This window comes from Massilia sp. WG5, from assembly GCF_001412595.2.
Classification (GTDB): domain Bacteria; phylum Pseudomonadota; class Gammaproteobacteria; order Burkholderiales; family Burkholderiaceae_D; genus Telluria.
The window spans coordinates 4,680,825-4,698,236 of sequence record NZ_CP012640.2 but is presented as its reverse complement, the minus strand read 5'-3'; the positions used below and the strand labels follow the sequence as shown (position 1 = coordinate 4,698,236).

At 64.7% G+C, this 17,412-nt stretch carries 15 protein-coding genes; 2 read left to right on the top strand and 13 right to left on the bottom strand.

Going from position 1 to position 17,412, the window contains the following annotated elements; all coding sequences use genetic code 11:
- Window positions 1-3 precede the first annotated feature (3 nt).
- From AM586_RS20925 to AM586_RS20915, 3 genes are read right to left on the bottom strand one after another with little or no spacing between them, the layout of a single operon-like run.
- Window positions 4-1,599, bottom strand: coding sequence for an OmpP1/FadL family transporter (locus tag AM586_RS20925; protein WP_082439426.1), 1,596 nt, complete (start codon window positions 1,597-1,599; stop codon window positions 4-6).
- On the bottom strand, window positions 1,596-2,627 hold the full coding sequence (locus tag AM586_RS20920; protein WP_047824415.1) for a transporter: 1,032 nt from the start codon (window positions 2,625-2,627) through the stop codon (window positions 1,596-1,598). The genes AM586_RS20925 and AM586_RS20920 overlap by 4 nt, the downstream gene beginning before the upstream one ends.
- A 25-nt stretch (window positions 2,628-2,652) precedes the next feature.
- Window positions 2,653-3,414, bottom strand: coding sequence for a C39 family peptidase (locus AM586_RS20915; RefSeq protein ID WP_047824417.1), 762 nt, complete (start codon window positions 3,412-3,414; stop codon window positions 2,653-2,655).
- A gap of 166 nt (window positions 3,415-3,580) precedes the next feature.
- On the opposite strand from AM586_RS20915, the gene AM586_RS20910 reads away from it, so the two are divergent.
- Window positions 3,581-4,432, top strand: coding sequence for a helix-turn-helix domain-containing protein (locus AM586_RS20910; RefSeq protein WP_047824419.1), 852 nt, complete (start codon window positions 3,581-3,583; stop codon window positions 4,430-4,432).
- 118 nt (window positions 4,433-4,550) lie between these two features.
- A complete protein-coding gene (locus tag AM586_RS20905; protein ID WP_052233419.1) occupies window positions 4,551-5,612 on the top strand; it encodes an AraC family transcriptional regulator in 1,062 nt (353 codons plus the stop codon).
- Here the strand turns inward: AM586_RS20905 and AM586_RS20900 are convergent.
- The 10 genes from AM586_RS20900 to rimP form a co-directional block, all read right to left on the bottom strand.
- The gene (locus AM586_RS20900; RefSeq protein ID WP_047824421.1) at window positions 5,557-6,015 is read right to left on the bottom strand and encodes a hypothetical protein; all 459 of its coding nucleotides are present in this window, start codon (window positions 6,013-6,015) and stop codon (window positions 5,557-5,559) included. The genes AM586_RS20905 and AM586_RS20900 overlap by 56 nt on opposite strands.
- Window positions 6,012-6,875 carry a hypothetical protein gene (locus AM586_RS20895; RefSeq protein ID WP_047824423.1) on the bottom strand — a complete coding sequence of 288 codons (864 nt, stop codon included), beginning with the start codon at window positions 6,873-6,875 and terminating at the stop codon, window positions 6,012-6,014. The genes AM586_RS20900 and AM586_RS20895 overlap by 4 nt, the downstream gene beginning before the upstream one ends.
- On the bottom strand, window positions 6,875-7,654 hold the full coding sequence (locus AM586_RS20890; RefSeq protein ID WP_229411105.1) for a hypothetical protein: 780 nt from the start codon (window positions 7,652-7,654) through the stop codon (window positions 6,875-6,877). The genes AM586_RS20895 and AM586_RS20890 overlap by 1 nt, the downstream gene beginning before the upstream one ends.
- An 80-nt stretch (window positions 7,655-7,734) precedes the next feature.
- Window positions 7,735-8,295: a DUF6160 family protein gene (locus AM586_RS20885; RefSeq protein WP_047824426.1), complete on the bottom strand. Its 561-nt coding sequence runs from the start codon at window positions 8,293-8,295 to the stop codon at window positions 7,735-7,737.
- Window positions 8,296-8,486: 191 nt separating this feature from the next.
- Window positions 8,487-10,322, bottom strand: a complete 1,836-nt coding sequence (gene typA / locus AM586_RS20880; RefSeq protein WP_047824427.1) for a translational GTPase TypA — start codon at window positions 10,320-10,322, stop codon at window positions 8,487-8,489.
- A 305-nt stretch (window positions 10,323-10,627) separates the two neighbouring features.
- Window positions 10,628-11,554, bottom strand: a complete 927-nt coding sequence (gene truB, locus AM586_RS20875; RefSeq protein ID WP_047824429.1) for a tRNA pseudouridine(55) synthase TruB — start codon at window positions 11,552-11,554, stop codon at window positions 10,628-10,630.
- A complete protein-coding gene (rbfA, locus tag AM586_RS20870) occupies window positions 11,551-11,979 on the bottom strand; it encodes a 30S ribosome-binding factor RbfA (protein ID WP_047824430.1) in 429 nt (142 codons plus the stop codon). Before rbfA ends, truB begins: the two co-directional genes overlap by 4 nt.
- A 93-nt stretch (window positions 11,980-12,072) precedes the next feature.
- Window positions 12,073-14,943: a translation initiation factor IF-2 gene (gene infB, locus AM586_RS20865; RefSeq protein ID WP_047824431.1), complete on the bottom strand. Its 2,871-nt coding sequence runs from the start codon at window positions 14,941-14,943 to the stop codon at window positions 12,073-12,075.
- Window positions 14,944-15,039: 96 nt separating this feature from the next.
- Window positions 15,040-16,605: a transcription termination factor NusA gene (gene nusA / locus AM586_RS20860; RefSeq protein ID WP_060566701.1), complete on the bottom strand. Its 1,566-nt coding sequence runs from the start codon at window positions 16,603-16,605 to the stop codon at window positions 15,040-15,042.
- Window positions 16,602-17,090 carry a ribosome maturation factor RimP gene (rimP, locus tag AM586_RS20855; RefSeq protein ID WP_060566700.1) on the bottom strand — a complete coding sequence of 163 codons (489 nt, stop codon included), beginning with the start codon at window positions 17,088-17,090 and terminating at the stop codon, window positions 16,602-16,604. The genes nusA and rimP overlap by 4 nt, the downstream gene beginning before the upstream one ends.
- Window positions 17,091-17,412: the final 322 nt, after the last annotated feature.

Here is a 17,412-nt window from a genome sequence, read left to right as displayed (position 1 = left end):
AGTTCAGAACGGGCGCGTATACGAGGCGCCGAAGTACCGCACGATCAGGCTGCCCGACACACCGGTCGCCGCATACGGGTTGTAGATCAGGTTGAAGAAATCGTCGCAGTTGAGGTTGCAGTCGCTGCGCGCCGGGATGTTGTAGCTGCCCTTGATATAGCTGCCGGTGACGTTGACCTCGGCGCCGCTGTCGAAGCGGTAGCGCAGGCCCAGGCTCTTCAGCGTGGTGTCGGGCAGCGGCGCGAGAAGACTCATCTTGTCGCCCGGGATCGAGCTCTTGCGCGGTTCGAAGCCGGCCCGCAGCGACAGCTTGTTGGTGAGCTTGATCTGGGTGCCGAAGCTGTAGTTGACCACGCTCTTGAAGCCCATCTTGAAGGTTGCCTGGCGCGAGCTCGCATAGCCGAACAGGCGCGCCATCTCGAGCAGCTTGACGCTTTCGTCGAACTCGAAGGTGAGCTGGTTCCACTTGGCCCAGTCGGCGTAGCTGACGTCGGCGTTGAGCTGCACGTAGTCGGTCGCCATCAACTTGATCCCGGCCTGCACCCGCCACGGGAACGGGATCCTGGCGGTCATGTTCCCGCCCTGGTACTCGGGGATATCCGCCGGCATGCCGGTGACGGCGCCGACGATGGGACCCAGCAGGCTCGAATTCAGGCCATGCACGAAGCCGCGCAGCATCGGGTCGGCCTTGACCTGGTAGCGGCCGGTATAGGTGGTGGTGGCGCCGCCCTGGTACACCAGGCCCAGCGCGAACCACTTCTTCGGCTCCCACAGGATGCCGACGTTGAAGGTCGGATCGAATGAGGCGTGCATGTCGAAGTCGATGTTGGCCGCCCGCTTGAAGGGATCGACCATGCCTGCCGGACCGCCGCCGCACAGGCCGAAGGTGAGCGTATCGATCACCGTGCCGTTGCCGTCCGGGCACAGCGCCTTCTGCAGCTGGCCGACCGTGCCGAGCAGCTTGTTCGGAGCGCGGAAGTCGGTGTTGATCGCGAAGTTGGCGTAGGCGATCGGCACCGCCAGGCCGATCCGCAAGGTGTCCGAGATCTTGTAGGCAGCGGTCGGCGACAGGTAGTTCAGGCGCTGCAGCTGGACCAGGCGGCCGTCGAAGCGCGCCGGATCGTTCGGATCCTTGGTGCGATCCATGCTCATCGCCTGCGACAGGTAGACCAGGGTGCCGAAGGTCCAGCGCGAGCCGGGCGCATTGTACGAAAAGCCCAGGCCCGGCACCGCCACCGCCGGCAGGCGCGCCTTCGGGATGCCGATCCAGGGCAGCGCCACCGCCTGCCTCACCGGCCCGCTCGACGTGCCGTTGATCGGATCGTCCTTGAAGCCGCCGATGTCGATGTCCGGCGCGGTCACGAACCGGTTCGGGTTGCGGATCGAGGCGACGAAGATGGTGTCGATGTGGTGGCTGCCGGTCAGGCGCGCCAGGCCGGCGGGGTTGAAGTGGATCGACTCGATCCCGGGCGGATCGGCCGTCACCGCATTCCCCATCGCCATCGCGGTCGGGCTGGTGGCCAGGTTGTCGGTGACGCCGGCCTGCGCCGCCGGCATGGCAGCGATCAGACCCGCGGCGGCGAGCAGGCGCGCCTTCATTTCAGCAGCAGCGGAACGCTCATGGTCAGGCTCAGGTTCGGCGCCGCTGCGGTCAGGCCGGCGCCGACCGTGACGTTGACCGTGGTCTTGGGCGTGAAGCGATAGCCCAGGCCGATCGAGAGGATGCCGGCGCTCTGGGTCTGGGTCTTGGCCTGGCTCGGGGGCTGGGAGCGGTCGTCGCTCTGGAAGGTCAGCGTGGAGCGCCCCGAGATCGATTCCTGGAACGAGAACGAGGTCGTGATCTTGTACGACAGCGCGTACGCGAAGCCGAGGCCGAAGCCGAAGCTCGGACCCGGCTTCACTTCACGCAGGGTGGCGCCGTAGAGCTGCTGGTTCAGGTGCCTGGCGGTCAGGCCGTAGCCGAGGTTGAGGGAGCCGAACAGCGCGACCGGGTCGACGATGCGGGTCACGTTGGCGCCCACGTTGAAGGTGTTGATGCCGGAGCCGGTCGCCAGGCCCTTCTCGCTGTCGACCTTGAACGGGCTCTCGCCGGTCGCCAGGCGCACGCCGCCGGTCAGGGTGACGCTCGGCTCGTCGCGCTTGACCTCGTAGGGCTGCCAGCGCACGTTCAGGCCCAGGTCGCCGAGCGTGTGCGACACGCCCGAGTAGCCGGTGTTGTCGGCATAGCGGCTGATGAAGGGCATGCTGACGTTGGCGGTCAGGTTGTTGCGTACCCCATAGTCGAGCATCAGGGTGTTGGTGACGGTGTGCGAATTGCTGTTCTGGATCGAGAACAGGGTTGCCTGGCCGGAGCTCAGGTCGGTGTTGATCTTTTCCTGGCCGATGTAGGCGTAGTTCAGCTCATAGTTCACCTGGACCTGGCCCTTGCGGATCAGCGAATACTGCTTGTCGACGGCGGTCAGGGTTTCCTTCAGCAGGGTGGTGTTGTCGGCGTCGCCCTCCTTCTTCGCGAGCGCATCGCGGACGGCATCGGAAGAAGGCGCCGGCGTGGACGACTGCTGGGCCTGGGCCAGGGTTTGGACGAACAGGCCGCATACGGCCAGCGCCAGCAGGGAACGAGTCTTCATGGTGATCCTTCGTGGTGGTCTGTTTCTATTGTTTCCGGATCGAGACGCCGCCAAAGCCGTTCAGCAGGCGCTCCATCTGCAGCTGGTTGTCGATCGGGCGCAGCAGGCCGCGGTTGCGGACGCGGTCCATGTCGGTCACGCCGAGTTCGTTGTCGGACAGCGCCAGCTTCGCGACCGGCGGCCGGTCTTTCGGCGGGTAGGCGATGAACAGGGTGTTGCGGTCCCAGAGGGTGGCGAATTCCTCGACCGAAAAGATGATGTTGCCCATCGCCGGATCGGCCAGGAACACCAGGCCGCCGCGCACCCCGCGCAGCACCACGAAGTGCTTGAATCCGGCGTAGTCGATCGGCACGATGCCCGGCTGGTCGAGGGTCTGGAGGTCGGCCATCTCGGCGCGGAAGCCGGCGCTCTGCACGTTCAGCGAGGCCAGGTAGCGCTTCATGTCGAGCAGCGAAAAGCCGCGCCGCTCGATGATCTTCTCCTTCTCGCCGAAGGCCATCATGCCTTCCATCGACTGCTGTTCGGTGACGTCGAGGCCGAGGTGGTATTTGAGGATGGTGACCAGGGCCGCCGAGCCGCAGCTGTAGTCGTAGGCCTGGTGGACGATGTTCTTGTATTTGAGCTCGGAGAACGGCTCTATCGTGACGTTCTGCACGCCGGTGGCGGCCACCGACATGGTGGTCGGGATGTCGAAGCGGTCGAGCGGACGGTCCTGGGCCTCATGCTTGGCCAGCACGCCCGCTCCCCCCAGCATCGCCGCCAGGATGCCCAGCAGGACTGCGATCATTCTTGTCTCCCCGGACGCGTCTCGCGTTCCTTTGTGTGCCCGCAGATCGGCGTGGCGTTTTGGCCACGTTTATTGCAGTTTTTCTATATTTTGTATGCAGGAAAGGTTTCCCGGTGTTATAAAACGCTATCGATTTTGTAAAAAACCGCTCATTCGAAATGGATCGATGAACACCTGGGACAGGATCAGCAATGCCTTGGGCGAACCGGTGATCAGCGTCGAGGTCGCCGGCGTGCCGCTGCGCGCCGAGCGCTACATCTTCCAGCTGGGCGGCTGCGAAGTGCCGCCGCTCGACTCGATGGTGCTGGCATGCCACCTGGGCGGAGCCCGCGCCACCGCCGGCCGCAGCGCCGGACGCTCCTTCGATTTCCTGGCCGGCGCCTCGACCGTGTTCCAGCCGGGCTTCGCCAGCCGCTGGACCTTCTGCGGCGCGATCGACATGGCGATGTTCCACTTCCTCGACCCTGGCCACGAGCTGGTGCGCCACCTGCAGCGCCTGCTGACCGCGCGCACCAAGGCGCCGCCCTTCTCCGACCCGCTGGTGAACGCCAGCGCCCAGCAGCTGCTCGGCGAGCTGGCGCGCACCAGCATGCCGGAGCGCGGCTTCGTCGACCGCCTGGCGCACCTGATGATCGAGCAGACCTGCCGCGTCCTGGAGGGCAAGACCGGACGCCATGTGCCGCCCGATGCCTTACAGCTGGGGCGCCTGCAGGGTGTGCTGGAGTGGATCGGCGAGAACCTCTCGAACGAACTGTCGAACGCCGAGCTGGCCGAACGGGCGGGCGTGTCGGAATCGCATTTCCGCCGCATCTTCCAGGAAGCGATGGGGATGACGCCGCACCGCTACGTGCTGCGCCTGCGCCTGGAGCGGGTGCACGAACTGCTGACCCGCACCAGTTTTTCGATCGCCCGTGTTGCGGCGCAATGCGGCTTCAACAGCCAGAGCCACATGACCTCCTGCTTCTCGGCGGCCTACGGGATCACGCCGGCGCGCGCGCGCCAGCAGTCGCGGATGTAAGCGCAAGGATGAGCGTTTTTTGAAAAACTAAGGGTCATTTTCCGACGCACCCGCCTTGGGCATGCACACATAATAAAAAAAACAAGGAGACGGACATGACCCAGGCGCGAGGCCCAGCGTGAAGTATTTGTCGGCCACGGACGTGGTGCAGCGCATCAAGAGCTGCCTCTCGGCCGAGGGGGTCGACGTGGACGGCCTGTTCGCTCGGGCCGGTCTCGGCTGGTTCGAGCAGGGCGGCGGCCGCGCCGCCGACCTGCTGGCGCTGTCCGACCAGTTCAGCCTGCTCTGGGAAGGCCTGGCCGCGGCCAGCGGCGACCCGCTGATCGGCTTTCGCGTGTTCGCCCCCGATCCGCTCAGCTGGCTCGGCGTGCTGGGCCACCTGATGCTGGCCTCGCCGACCCTGCGGCAGGCCGCGGACAACCTGATGCGCTACATGCCGCTGGTATCGCCGGTGGTGCGCGCCACCATCGAAGCAAAGAGCGACCGCGTGCGCGTCGGCCTGAACCTGGTCGGCGGCGTGCGGCCGGTGCCGGTGCAGCGCTACGACTTCACCTGGAACCTGCTGTTGAGCACCCTGCGCTTCGTCGGCGGCCGCCCCGAGCTCAAACCGGTCGCGGTCGAATACGCCTATCCGGCGCCCGGCGACTCCGCTCCTTACGCCGCGCGCTTCGGCTGCCCGGTGCGTTTCGGCGCGCCGGCCAACGCCCTCGAATTCGCCAACGTCGACATCACGATGCCGATCCCGACCGCCAACCCGCTGGTCGCCGAAGGCCTGTTCCGCCTGCTCGACGAGCGCCTGATGCAGGCCGAGCGCAGCAGCTTCACGGCGCGCGTGCGCGAGATGCTGCCGGCCATGATCGACCAGGGCGGCGCCCTGCGCGACGCCGTCGCCCGGCGCCTCGCGATCAGCGAGCGCACCCTGCAGCGGCGCCTGGCGGACGAGGGCACCGATTTCTCGACCCTGGTCGACGAAGTGCGGCGCACCATCGCCCAGCAGTACCTGGGCAGCGACCGCATCAGCGTGAAGAACCTCAGCTACAAACTGGGCTTCTCGGACCCCAGCGCCTTCCACCGCGCCTGCCTGCGCTGGTTCGGCAAGGCGCCCGGCGAGTTCCAGCAAAAAATCAGTGCGACCACAAGCGCAGCTGGCCCTGCATCGTCATCTCGCCGTTCAGGCTGACCCGCCCCAGGTTGCCGCTCACCGGTCCATGCGGGTCGGCCTGCACGCTGATCGAATCGAAGCCCGTGTCCGTGAAGCGCGCGTAGCCCGGCAGCGTCAGCGCCACGTAGTTGGTGCCGGTGCCGTCGGCGGCCGTCTGCGGGCTGATGTTCAGGCCCACCATCGTGATCACCCCGCCGATGTTCCTGACCACCATGTAGGTGGTGCGGGCGTCGACCGTCTGTGCGATCGTGAGACGGCTGTCGGTGCTGCCGGCGTCGGGCTGGCGGTTCAGGTTCAGCTTGACCGCGAAGCTGATGCCGTCGGCGCCGCTGACCTGGGCCAGTTCGCTGTCCGGCAGCGCCTGCGGGCCGGCGATCGCGGCGCTGCACAGCAGCAGCATGGGCAGCAGCATGCGCTTCATGGCCGGAACTTGATGTCGAGGTATTGAAGCTGGATGGAGCCGATCCGCGAGCTGCCCAGGTCGACGTTCCCGGCATCGCTGCGGAAGCCGATATTCCCGATCTGGAGCGTGCCCGCGCCTGCCGCCGCGCCGGCGTCCGGCCAGTTGATGCCGATGTGCAGGCGTGCATTCCCGGCATCGTCGGTGCGGACGTTGAAGATGCCGGCCTGGCTGCCGACCTCGGCCAGGCGCCACGGCGCCACCGGCGCGGAGCCGTCCTCGGTGGCGGCGCCGATGCGCACGTTCGACAGCACCATCGCCTCGCCAGGGGCATCGCGGCCGTTCGGCTGCAGCGCCAGGCTGCCGATCTCCATGCGGGTCGACATGCCGAAGGCCAGGCCATCGCCCGTCGCCGGGGTCGACCACTGGAAGCCGCCGCCGTAATAGACCAGGTCCTTCAGGATCACGCTGCCGCCCTTGACCACGAAGCCGCCATCGTCGACGTCGAAGTCGAGCGCCATCTGCCAGACTTCGCGCCCGGCCAGGTTCTGCGGCATGGCGATGTTGACGATGTCCGCCCTGCCCGGCCCGCCGGAAATCACGTCCAGGCGGTAGGGATCGGCAAAGGGCGCGTCGAGGTTGTCGGAGCGCGAAGCCGCCAGGTTGCCGATGCCGATGCTGCTGCGGTTGTCCGGCGTGGTGTAGCGCAGCACTGCATTGCCCGACACCGCGAAGTTCGACAGGTTGAAGCTCATGCCGTCGCGCCCGCCGATCTTCGACAGGGCGCTGTCCGGCAGCGGCTCGAGCGCGCGCGCGGGGCCCGGCAGCAGCCCCAGCAGGATTGGCAGCAGCGTCGGCGGCAGCAGCGTCAGCGCGCGCATCAGTGCCCCGGCGCGGTATTCGCCGGCACCATGCCGGTCAGGTTCAGGGCGCTCAGCTTGTCGCGCCAGTTCAGCCAGATCCCGGCCTGGGCCTCGGTCAGGGCCGGCATGCCGGGCGCGGCCTGGAATTGCACGGGCGTCTTCAGCACCGAGATCCAGAAATCGCGGCTCGGACCGGCGGCGTCGCCGGCGGTCACGGCGCCGACCTGGGACAGGCTCAGGGTACAGCCGGCGCAGTTGCCGTCCCAGCGCTTGCCGCCGCCCGGATCGGTGAGCGTATCGATGGCCCCGGCCGCGCCGGCGTCGATCCGCATGGCGCCGGACAGGGTCGCGATCTTCATGCCGATGTCGCCGCTGATGCCGTCGAAGCCCAGGCGCATGCCCACGACTTCACGCTGGCCGGCACTGCCGGTGTTCCGGTAGACGAATTCGAAATAGGGGTTGGTGATCTGTACCAGGCGGTTGGCCTCGCCGGCGTCGCTGCGGCCGAAGCGCAAGGCGCTGATGTCGAGGTCGGCGCCGCTGCCGTTGCGCGGCGCATAGCTGTATTCGCCCAGGCGCAGATTGGCCAGGTTGGCGTTCAGGGTGACGTCGGCGTCGAGGGCGATGCGGGTGAAATCGAAGCCGTTGTAGCTGGAATTACTGACGCTGAACAGGCCCTGCCCGTTCACGGTGGACAGCTCGCTGTCCGACAGTGCATGCATCTGGGCCCAGGCCCGCCCGGATGCCAGCAGGCTGCATGCGGCAAACGCCAGTGCGACGAAAAAATTTCTGCTCATGGACATCCCGACGAGCGCGTCAAGTCAAAAACGGCCCGGGGCAAAATCGCCCACGGGCCGTCCCATCACCAAACCGGGGATTAGTGAGCCCAGATGTAGACGGTGGTGCCTTGCAGCTTGATGTCGTTGACGGCGAAGGAACCGAAGGACGCGCCCACGTTCTTGCCGTTGGCATCCACGACGCCGCCCATGCGGATCGAGTCGACGCTCATGCTCAGGTTTTTGCTGGTGTCGACCAGCGGGATTGCGATCTTGACGACGTCGCCTTTCGGGGCGAAGTTCGGCAGGCCGGTACTGACGCCAGCCGGGTTGGTGGCATCCGGCGCTGCAGGCGCCATGACGCCCAGGACGCTGCCAGGGCCCATCGCATCGGCGGTGAAGGTAGCGTTGTTCACGATGTCGATCGTGGCGGCGATGGCGCCGGTAATCTTGATGTTGTTGAAGCTCACCGAGCCGCCGGCGGTGTCGGTATCGGTGTACTTGAATTCGCCGATGTTGATATGCAGGTCGGCAGCGATCGACACACCGTCGCGGCCCGACACCTTGGACAGGTCGCTGTCGGCGATCGGGGTCAGGGCCGATGCGTACGAAGCGATCGAGGACAGGGCGGCGACAACGGCGAGTTGTTTCAGCAGTTTCATGGTATCTCCAGTTTTATTGTGATCGACGGGTGTCTCGCCTTAATTGAAAGTCAATTAAGTGGCAATCATGTTATTACTTTCGTTTCATTCAATGCATTTTTTGTCCTGGCTCAACGAGCCAAATCGATGGATTCGTGAGCCAAAAAAAAACCCGCTGCAGGCAGCGGGTTTTTCGGGTGTGGCGCAGGGGCTTACGCGGCTTCGCGGCTTGCCTTCTTGCGCTCGTGCTCTTTCAGGTGGCGCTTGCGCAGGCGGATGCTCTTCGGGGTGATCTCGACCAGTTCGTCGTCCTCGATGAATTCCACGGCGTATTCCAGCGACATCTGGATCGGCGGCACCAGGCGCACGGCTTCGTCGGTACCCGACGAACGCACGTTGGTCAGCTGCTTGCCCTTGATCGGGTTGACGACCAGGTCGTTGTCGCGCGAGTGGATACCGATGATCATGCCTTCGTACACCGGGGTGTTGTGCTCGACGAACATGCGGCCGCGGTCCTGCAGCTTCCAGATCGCGTAGGCCACGGCGGCGCCGTCGTCCTGCGAGATCAGCACGCCGTTACGGCGGCCGGCGAGTTCGCCCTTGCTGTTGTCGACCGGTGCGTATTCGTGGAACACGTGGCTCATCAGGCCGGTACCGCGGGTCAGGGTCATGAATTCGCCCTGGAAGCCGATCAGGCCACGGGCCGGGATCAGGTATTCCAGGCGAACACGGCCCTTGCCGTCCGATTCCATGTTCTGCAGGTCGCCACGGCGGCGGCCCAGTTCTTCCATCACGCCGCCCTGGTTGACTTCTTCGACGTCGACCGTCAGGTTTTCGTACGGCTCGTGACGCACGCCATCGACCATCTTGTAGACCACGCGCGGACGCGACACGGCCAGCTCGAAGCCTTCACGGCGCATGTTTTCCAGCAGAATCGTCAGGTGCAGCTCGCCGCGGCCCGACACTTCGAACACGGTGTCGTCCGGGGTCGGCAGCACGCGCAGCGCGACGTTGGCCTTCAGTTCGCGCTCGAGACGCTCGCGCAGCTGGCGGCTGGTGACGAACTTGCCTTCGCGGCCGGCCAGCGGCGAGTTGTTGACCATGAAGTTCATGGTCAGGGTCGGCTCGTCGACGGTCAGCATCGGCAGCGCTTCCGGGGTATCCACGGCGCACACGGTCGAGCCGATGCCGATGTCTTCGATACCGTTGATCAGGCAGATGTCGCCGGCGACGGCTTCATCGACCAGCACGCGCTCCAGGCCCTTGAAATTCAGCACCTGGTTGATGCGGCCCTTGATCGGGGTCGAATCCGGACCGTTCAGGACGATCACGTCCTGGCCGGTCTTGACGCGGCCACGGTTGACACGGCCGATACCGATCTTGCCCACGTAGGACGAGTAGTCCAGCGAGGTGATCTGCATCTGCAGCGGACCGTCCGGATTGTCGTCGCGCACCGGCACGTATTTCAGGATCGCGTCGAACAGCGGCTTCATGTCGCCGCTGCGCACGTCTTCGGTCAGGCCGGCATAGCCGTTCAGGCCCGAGGCGTAGACGATCGGGAAGTCCAGCTGCTCGTCGTTCGCGCCCAGCTTGTCGAACAGTTCGAAGGTCTGGTTGATGGCCCAGTCGGCGCGCGCGCCCGGACGGTCGACCTTGTTGACGACCACGATCGGCTTCAGGCCCAGGGCCAGCGCCTTGCGGGTCACGAAACGGGTCTGCGGCATCGGGCCTTCCTGGGCGTCGACCAGCAGCAGCACCGAGTCGACCATCGACAGCACGCGCTCGACCTCGCCGCCGAAGTCGGCGTGGCCCGGGGTGTCGACGATGTTGATGTGGGTGCCTTCGTACTCGACTGCGCAGTTCTTCGACAGAATCGTGATGCCACGTTCTTTTTCGAGATCGTTCGAGTCCATCACGCGGGTGTCGACCGCCTGGTTTTCACGGAAGGTGCCGGATTGGCGCAGCAGCTGGTCCACGAGGGTGGTCTTGCCGTGGTCAACGTGGGCGATGATTGCGATATTACGAATCGCGCGTTTGGTGTCTGACATATGCGTATTCAACAGTGAATGTTGCGTGATGGGTGGAGGCGTCCGCTCAGGGCCGCTCGGCTAGTGGCGCTCGGCATAGCCGATTTCCAGAACCCGCTACTATAGCACGGTTATGGACAGTGCTGCGTTGCAGCGCCGGGAAAAAGCCTGAATTTTCAACGATTTGCTGCCAACAACCAGCGTAGCGGCAAAATATTGAAGCTTGATGACGTCGCGCTTGCCGCCCGGCGGCAGGCGCCGCCGCTTCCGGGACAGGGGCAATATGCAGCGCGCCTGGCGGATTTCAAGGGCCGCCAGGCATTGTTTTACGATGATTGCTGCGCCGCAATCAGGCGTTCCGGCGCCAGGATCGCGTATTCCTGCAGGATGGCCGTGCCCAGCAGCCTGCCATCGGCATATACCCTCACCCTGCCCTCCTCCTGCGGCACCGCGACCGCCTCCTTGCCGAGTGCCAGGCGCTGGCCGTTCAGGAAGCGCTTCGCCAGTTCCGGCGTCAACTCGACCTTTGGAAAGCTCGACAGCAGCGCGTCGACCGGGGCCAGCAGCGAGAGCGGATTCTCGTGCGCCTGCAACTCTTCCAGCGTGACCATGTTGGCGGTGGTGAGCGCGCCGACCTGCACCCGGCGCAGCGCGCTCAGGTGGGCGCCGCAGCCCAGCAGCGCGCCGATGTCTTCGCCCAGCACACGCACATAGGTGCCCTTGCTGCAGGTGACGCGGATCGTCAGGAACGGCGCCGCGATGGCGACCAGTTCCAGTTCGTGGATCGTGACCGGACGCGCTTCGCGCTCCAGCGTCACGCCCTCGCGCGCGTACTCGTACAGGGCCTTGCCGTCCCGCTTGAGGGCCGAATACATGGGCGGTACCTGCAGGATCGGACCACGGAAGCGCGCCAGCGCGGCTTCGACCTGTTCGGTCGTCACGTCGACGTCGCGGGTCTCGAGTACCTCGCCCTCGGTATCGCCGGTGGTGGTGGTGATGCCCAGGTGGACGGTGGCCAGGTAGCTCTTGTCCGCTTCCAGCAGGTCCTGCGAGAACTTGGTCGCCTCGCCGAAGCACAGCGGCAGCAGGCCGGTGGCGAACGGGTCGAGGGTGCCGGTGTGGCCGGCCTTTTTCGCGTTGACGATGCGTTTCACCCTGGTCAGCGCATCGTTCGAGGACAGGCCGACCGGCTTGTCGATGAGGAGCACGCCGTCGACCAGGTCGCGGGGCTTTTTCGGCGGCCTGGCGTTCACTCGGAATCCGCGTCTTCGTCGGTGTTTGCGGGAGCCGACTCGTCCACATAGTCGGCGGCGCGGGTGGCGTTCGCCTGGTCGATCAGCGCCGACATGGCGAGCCCGCGGCTGGTCGAGGTGTCGTGCAGGAAATGCAGGGTCGGCAGCGTATGGATGTGCAGGCGCTTGCCAAGCAGGTTGCGCAGGTAGCCGGCCGCCTTGCTCAGGCCTTCGAGGGTCTGCTTGACCTCTTCCGGGCTGTCCTTCAGCAGCGTGAAGTAGACCTTGGCGTGCGCGTAGTCCGGGGTCAGCTTGACTTCGCTGATCGTGACCATCCCCACGCGCGGGTCCTTCAGTTCGAACGCGATGAGTTCCGACAGGTCCTTCTGGATCTGGTCGGCGACGCGCAGGCCGCGCGACGGAATACTTTTACTGTGTTTTGGCATTTTATTCTTAAAAAAACTTGGGGCCAGTGGCCCACGCCACGCGGCGCAGGCCTACCAGCCCCAATGCTACTCCAATCGATGGATCGACCGTGATTACAGCGTACGCGCCACTTCCTGGACTTCGAACACTTCCAGGACGTCGCCGACCTCGATATCGTTGTAGTTCTTCAGCGACAGGCCGCACTCGAGGCCGGCGCGGACTTCCTTCGCATCGTCCTTGAAGCGCTTCAGCGAATCGATCTCGCCGGTCCAGATCACGATGTTGTTGCGCAGCAGGCGGACCGAGGAGGTACGCTTGACCACGCCATCGGTGACCAGGCAGCCCGCGATCGCGCCGATCTTCGACACCAGGATGACCTGGCGGATTTCGACCTGGCCGGTGATGTGCTCGCGCTTCTCCGGCGCCAGCATGCCCGACAGTGCGGTCTTGATCTCGTCGATCGCATCGTAAATGATGCTGTAGTAACGGATATCGACGCCGTTGGTCTCGGCCAGCTTGCGCGCCTGGGCGTCGGCACGGGCGTTGAAGCCGATGATGACTGCCTTCGACGCGGTCGCCAGGTTGACGTCCGACTCGGTGATGCCGCCCACGGCCGCGTGCACGATCTGGACACGCACTTCCGAGGTCGACAGCTTCTGCAGCGAACCGACCAGCGCTTCCTGCGAACCCTGCACGTCCGTCTTGACGATCAGCGGCAGGTTCTTGACCTCGCCTTCGCCCATCTGGTCGAGGATGTTCTCCAGTTTCGCCGCCTGCTGCTTGGCCAGTTTCACGTCGCGGAACTTACCTTGACGGAACAGTGCGATTTCGCGCGCCTTGCGCTCATCGGCCATGACCATGACTTCTTCGCCGGCGCTCGGCACTTCGGTCAGGCCCTGGATCTCGACCGGGAAGGACGGACCGGCTTCGCTCACCGACTTGCCGTTCTCGTCCAGCATCGCACGGACGCGGCCGAAGGACGAACCCGCCAGCACGACGTCGCCGCGCTTCAGCGTACCCGACTGCACCAGGATGGTGGCGACCGGGCCGCGGCCCTTGTCCAGACGGGCTTCGACCACCAGGCCACGGGCCAGCGATTCCACCGGCGCCTTCAGCTCCAGCACTTCGGCCTGCAGCAGCACGTTTTCCAGCAGGTCGTCGATGCCCTGGCCGGTTTTCGCCGACACCTGGACGAACGGCGACTCGCCACCGTATTCCTCGGGCACCACGCCTTCGGCCACCAGTTCCTGGGTCACGCGGTCAGGATTCGCACCCTGCTTGTCGATCTTGTTGATCGCCACCACCAGCGGCACGCCGGCGGCTTTCGCGTGAGCAATTGCTTCCTTGGTCTGCGGCATCACGCCGTCGTCGGCCGCCACCACCAGGATGACGATGTCGGTCGCCTTGGCGCCACGGGCACGCATGGCGGTGAACGCCTCGTGACCCGGGGTATCCAGGAAGGTGACCATGCCGCGCGGGGTGTCCACGTGGTAAGCACCGATGTGCTGGGTAATACCGCCGGCTTCGCCCGCGGCGACCTTGGCGCGGCGGATGTAGTCCAGCAGCGAGGTCTTGCCGTGGTCGACGTGGCCCATGACGGTCACGACCGGCGCACGCGGCTTCGATTCGAACTCGGCGTGCTCGCCCTGGTCGGCCAGCAGTGCTTCCGGATCGTCCTCGGCGGCGGCGAAGGCCTTGTGGCCCATCTCTTCCACCACGATCATCGCGGTTTCCTGGTCCAGCACCTGGTTGATGGTGCACATCTGGCCCAGCTTCATCAGCTGCTTGATGACTTCCGACGCCTTCACGGACATCTTGTGCGCCAGTTCGGCCACGGTGATCGTTTCAGGGACGTGGACGTCCTTGACGATCGCCTCGGTCGGGGCCTGGAAGTTCGATTCGCGATCGTCGTGGCCGCCACGACGGCCGCCACGACCGCCGCCCGCACGCCAGCCGTCACGGCCGCCGGTCGAGGGGGCGCCACGGCCCTTCATGCCGCCGCCAGGGGCGCCACGCTTCTTCTCGTCCGACCAGGTCGAGGCCACATTGGCCGACTTGATCGACTTCTTGTCGCCCGGTTTCGGACGCGCGCCACTGCCTGCCGCCTCGCCCGGCTTGGCATCCGCGGCCTTTTTCTCGGCCGGCTTGTGCAGGGTTGCCGGTTCGGCTGCCTTCGGCTTGGCCGGCGGCACTTCCGGCGCCTTGATCACGCGGCGCGGCTGGGCCATCATGGCCTTGATCTGGGCCACTTCGTCGGCCACGGCCTTGCGTGCGCGCTCGGTGGCGGCAGCGCGTTCGGCGGCTTCCTTGGCGGCTTCGTCGGCCTTGCGCTTGGATTCCTCGGCGGCTGCCTTCTTGGCTTCATCCGCGGCGGCTTTCTTGGTTTCCGCTTCCGCGTCGGCAGCGCCGGCGGCGTCGGCCTTGGCGACGGATTCGGCCTGGGCAGCAGCAGCGGCTTCGCGCTGGGCACGCTCTTCGGCGTCGCGCTTGGCCTGCTCTTCGGCTGCCTTGGCCTGCTCGGCCTTTTCGGATTCCAGCTTGGCCAGGCGTTCCTGCTTTTCACGCAGTTCCGCTTCCTGGCGGGCGATCAGCTCCGACTGGCGGCGCGCTTCTTCTTCGCGGCGCGCCTGTTCGGCGGCATCGATCACCGGCGCCTGGGTGGCCTTGGCCGTGACCAGGTCGTCGCGCTGCACGAAGGTGCGCTTCTTGCGTACTTCGACCTGGATCGTGCGCGATTTACCGCTGGCGTCAGCCTGCTTGATCTCGGAGGTTTCCTTGCGGGTCACCGTGATCTTCTTCTTTTCGCCGGATTCGGCGGCGCCATGGGTACGGCGCAGATGGTTCAGCAGCTTATCCTTATCATCCTTGGACAAGGGATCTGACGTCGAACTTTTCTCGACGCCAGCAGAACGCAGCTGCGTCAGCAGCAAGTCTGCAGGCATCTTCAGTTCGGTGGCAAATTGGGCTACGTTGTTACTCGCCATTCAGTCCTCTTTTCTATGTGTCGCGCGATGATAAAGAAATTTGCTTGGGTTGGAAACGCAAAGACCGCGGCACCGCCCCGGTCTTTGCATAAACCCTTATGCCTTGGCCGTTTCCACCTGACTCCAGGCTTTCGCCTGAAGAGCCTTGGCCCGGTCGTCGTACTTGGCGTCGACCAGTTTCATCTCATCGTCGGTCACATCATTAAATGCGTTCTTGATCAGTTCACGGGCACGGTCGGTCGGCAACGCCAGGATGGCGCTGAACTCGTCGTAGGCCAGACCCGCGAATTGTTCGAGGGTCTTGATGCCGGCCAGGCCAAGCTTGCCGGCGGTAGTGCGGTCCATCCCTTCCAGGTTGACCAGTCCCTCTTCCATACCCTCGAGGCCTTCTTCGGAAGCGATCGCTTCGGTCACCAGTGCGTCACGGGCACGGGTGCGCAGTTCGTTGACGGTGTCTTCGTCGAACGATTCGATTTCGAGCATCTCCGAAATGGGAACGTAAGCGATTTCTTCAAGGCTCGAGAAACCTTCCTCGACCAGGATATTCGCCACTTCCTCATCCACATCCAGCTTTTCCATGAACAGCGCGCGCACGGCGGCCGTTTCCTGTTCAGCCTTGTTGGCCGATTCCTCGGCCGTCATGATGTTAATTTTCCAGCCGGTCAGGTCGGACGCCAGGCGCACGTTCTGGCCCGAGCGGCCGATCGCGATCGCCAGGTTTTCCTCGTCGACAACGACGTCCATCGCGTGCTTTTCTTCGTCGACCATGATCGACGACACGTTGGCCGGGGCCAGCGCGCCGATCACGAACTGGGCCGGATCTTCCGACCACAGCACGATGTCCACGCGCTCGCCGCCCAGCTCGCCGGTCACGGCCTGCACGCGCGAACCGCGCATGCCGACGCAGGTGCCGATCGGGTCGATGCGCTTGTCGGCCGTGAACACGGCGATCTTGGCGCGCACGCCCGGGTCGCGGGCGGCCGACTTGATCTGCAGGAGGCCCTGCTCGATTTCCGGCACCTCCAGCTCGAACAGCTTCATGATGAATTCCGGCGCGGTGCGCGACAGGATCACCTGCGGGCCGCGCATATTGCGGTCCACGCGCAGGATGTAGGCGCGGACACGGTCGCCGATGCGCAGGTTTTCCTTCGGAATCATCTGGTCACGCGGCAGGCGCGCTTCGATCTTGCCCGACTCGACGATCGCATCGCCGCGCTCCATGCGCTTGATGGTGCCGGTGACGAGGGCGTCGCCGCGCTCCAGGAAGTCCTGCAGGATCTGCTCGCGCTCGGCGTCGCGGACGCGCTGCAGCACGACCTGCTTGGTGTCCTGTGCAAAACGGCGGCCGAACTCGACCGATTCGATCGGCTCTTCGATGTATTCGTCGACTTCGATGTCGGAAATCTGTTCCTTGGCTTCGAAATGCAGGATTTCCTGGTCCGGCAGTTGCAGGCCGGCTTCGTCGGGCACGACGTGCCAGCGACGGAAGGTTTCGAATTCGCCGCTGTCGCGGTCGATGCTCACGCGGATGTCGACATCGCCCTCGTAGCGTTTTTTCGTGGCCTGCGCCAGTGCGAACTCGAGCGCGCCGAAGACGACCTCTTTATCGACGTTTTTTTCGCGCGCGAGCGCATCAACCAGTAACAAAATTTCGCGACTCATGCTTTGCGACTCCTAAAATCCACCTTCGGCACCAAACGTGCCTTGTCCAGTTCGGCCAGCGTAAATTCCAATAACGCCGGCCCATCCTTGCTTTCAAATTCCAATCCGACCTTGTCGCCCTGCGGCGCATGCAGGATGCCCGTATAGGTCTTGCGGTTCGCGGTGCCGGGCATCGCGACGCGCAGCTTGACGGTGCATTCGCTGCCGGCAAAGCGCTCGAAGTCGGCCAGGGTGCGCACCGGACGGTCCAGTCCGGGCGACGATACTTCCAGGCGCTCGTAGTCGATGTTTTCGACCATCAGCACGTGCGACAGCTGGTGGCTCACCGTGGCGCAATCCTCGACCGAGATCGGTCCCTTTTCGTCCGCTACCGCCGCCGGAAAATCGATGAACACGCGCAGGATGCCTCGCTCGGCTCGCTCGATATCGACGAGGTCGTAGCCCAGTCCACCGACTGTCGTGGCAATCAAATCAAACAGCTGCACTGACTTCTCCAGATCACCGGTCCGGCATCGGACCTTCAAAACGATTCAACAAAAAAAAAATGGGCAACTGCCCATCTTCTTATATTCCTCACCAGATCGACTTCCTCACACCAAACAAAACACCGGGGAGAACTTGGATTGGTTTCGAATTATAACCCGATAAGGGGCAGCTCGCAATCGCTGCCCTGCAAAATGAACAGGTATGCAACAGTTTACACCTTCGCCGCCCGGCGCGCCGAGCGCCCCCGATTTCTGCGCACAAACACAGCCTCCGAGCGACCGGCAAAGTCGCCATCAGGGTGCCGGCACGACCAGTGTCGGA

Excerpts from the sequence above, each read along its gene's own strand:
- rbfA (WP_047824430.1), bottom strand. The coding sequence starts at position 11,979 with ATGCCAAAACACAGTAAAAGTATTCCGTCGCGCGGCCTGCGCGTCGCC.
- AM586_RS20915 (WP_047824417.1), bottom strand. The coding sequence starts at position 3,414 with ATGATCGCAGTCCTGCTGGGCATCCTGGCGGCGATGCTGGGGGGAGCG.
- AM586_RS20910 (WP_047824419.1), top strand. The coding sequence starts at position 3,581 with ATGAACACCTGGGACAGGATCAGCAATGCCTTGGGCGAACCGGTGATC.
- AM586_RS20920 (WP_047824415.1), bottom strand. The coding sequence starts at position 2,627 with ATGAAGACTCGTTCCCTGCTGGCGCTGGCCGTATGCGGCCTGTTCGTC.
- AM586_RS20900 (WP_047824421.1), bottom strand. The coding sequence starts at position 6,015 with ATGAAGCGCATGCTGCTGCCCATGCTGCTGCTGTGCAGCGCCGCGATC.
- AM586_RS20890 (WP_229411105.1), bottom strand. The coding sequence starts at position 7,654 with ATGAGCAGAAATTTTTTCGTCGCACTGGCGTTTGCCGCATGCAGCCTG.
- infB (WP_047824431.1), bottom strand. The coding sequence starts at position 14,943 with ATGGCGAGTAACAACGTAGCCCAATTTGCCACCGAACTGAAGATGCCT.
- typA (WP_047824427.1), bottom strand. The coding sequence starts at position 10,322 with ATGTCAGACACCAAACGCGCGATTCGTAATATCGCAATCATCGCCCAC.
- AM586_RS20925 (WP_082439426.1), bottom strand. The coding sequence starts at position 1,599 with ATGAAGGCGCGCCTGCTCGCCGCCGCGGGTCTGATCGCTGCCATGCCG.
- AM586_RS20885 (WP_047824426.1), bottom strand. The coding sequence starts at position 8,295 with ATGAAACTGCTGAAACAACTCGCCGTTGTCGCCGCCCTGTCCTCGATC.
- nusA (WP_060566701.1), bottom strand. The coding sequence starts at position 16,605 with ATGAGTCGCGAAATTTTGTTACTGGTTGATGCGCTCGCGCGCGAAAAA.
- AM586_RS20895 (WP_047824423.1), bottom strand. The coding sequence starts at position 6,875 with ATGCGCGCGCTGACGCTGCTGCCGCCGACGCTGCTGCCAATCCTGCTG.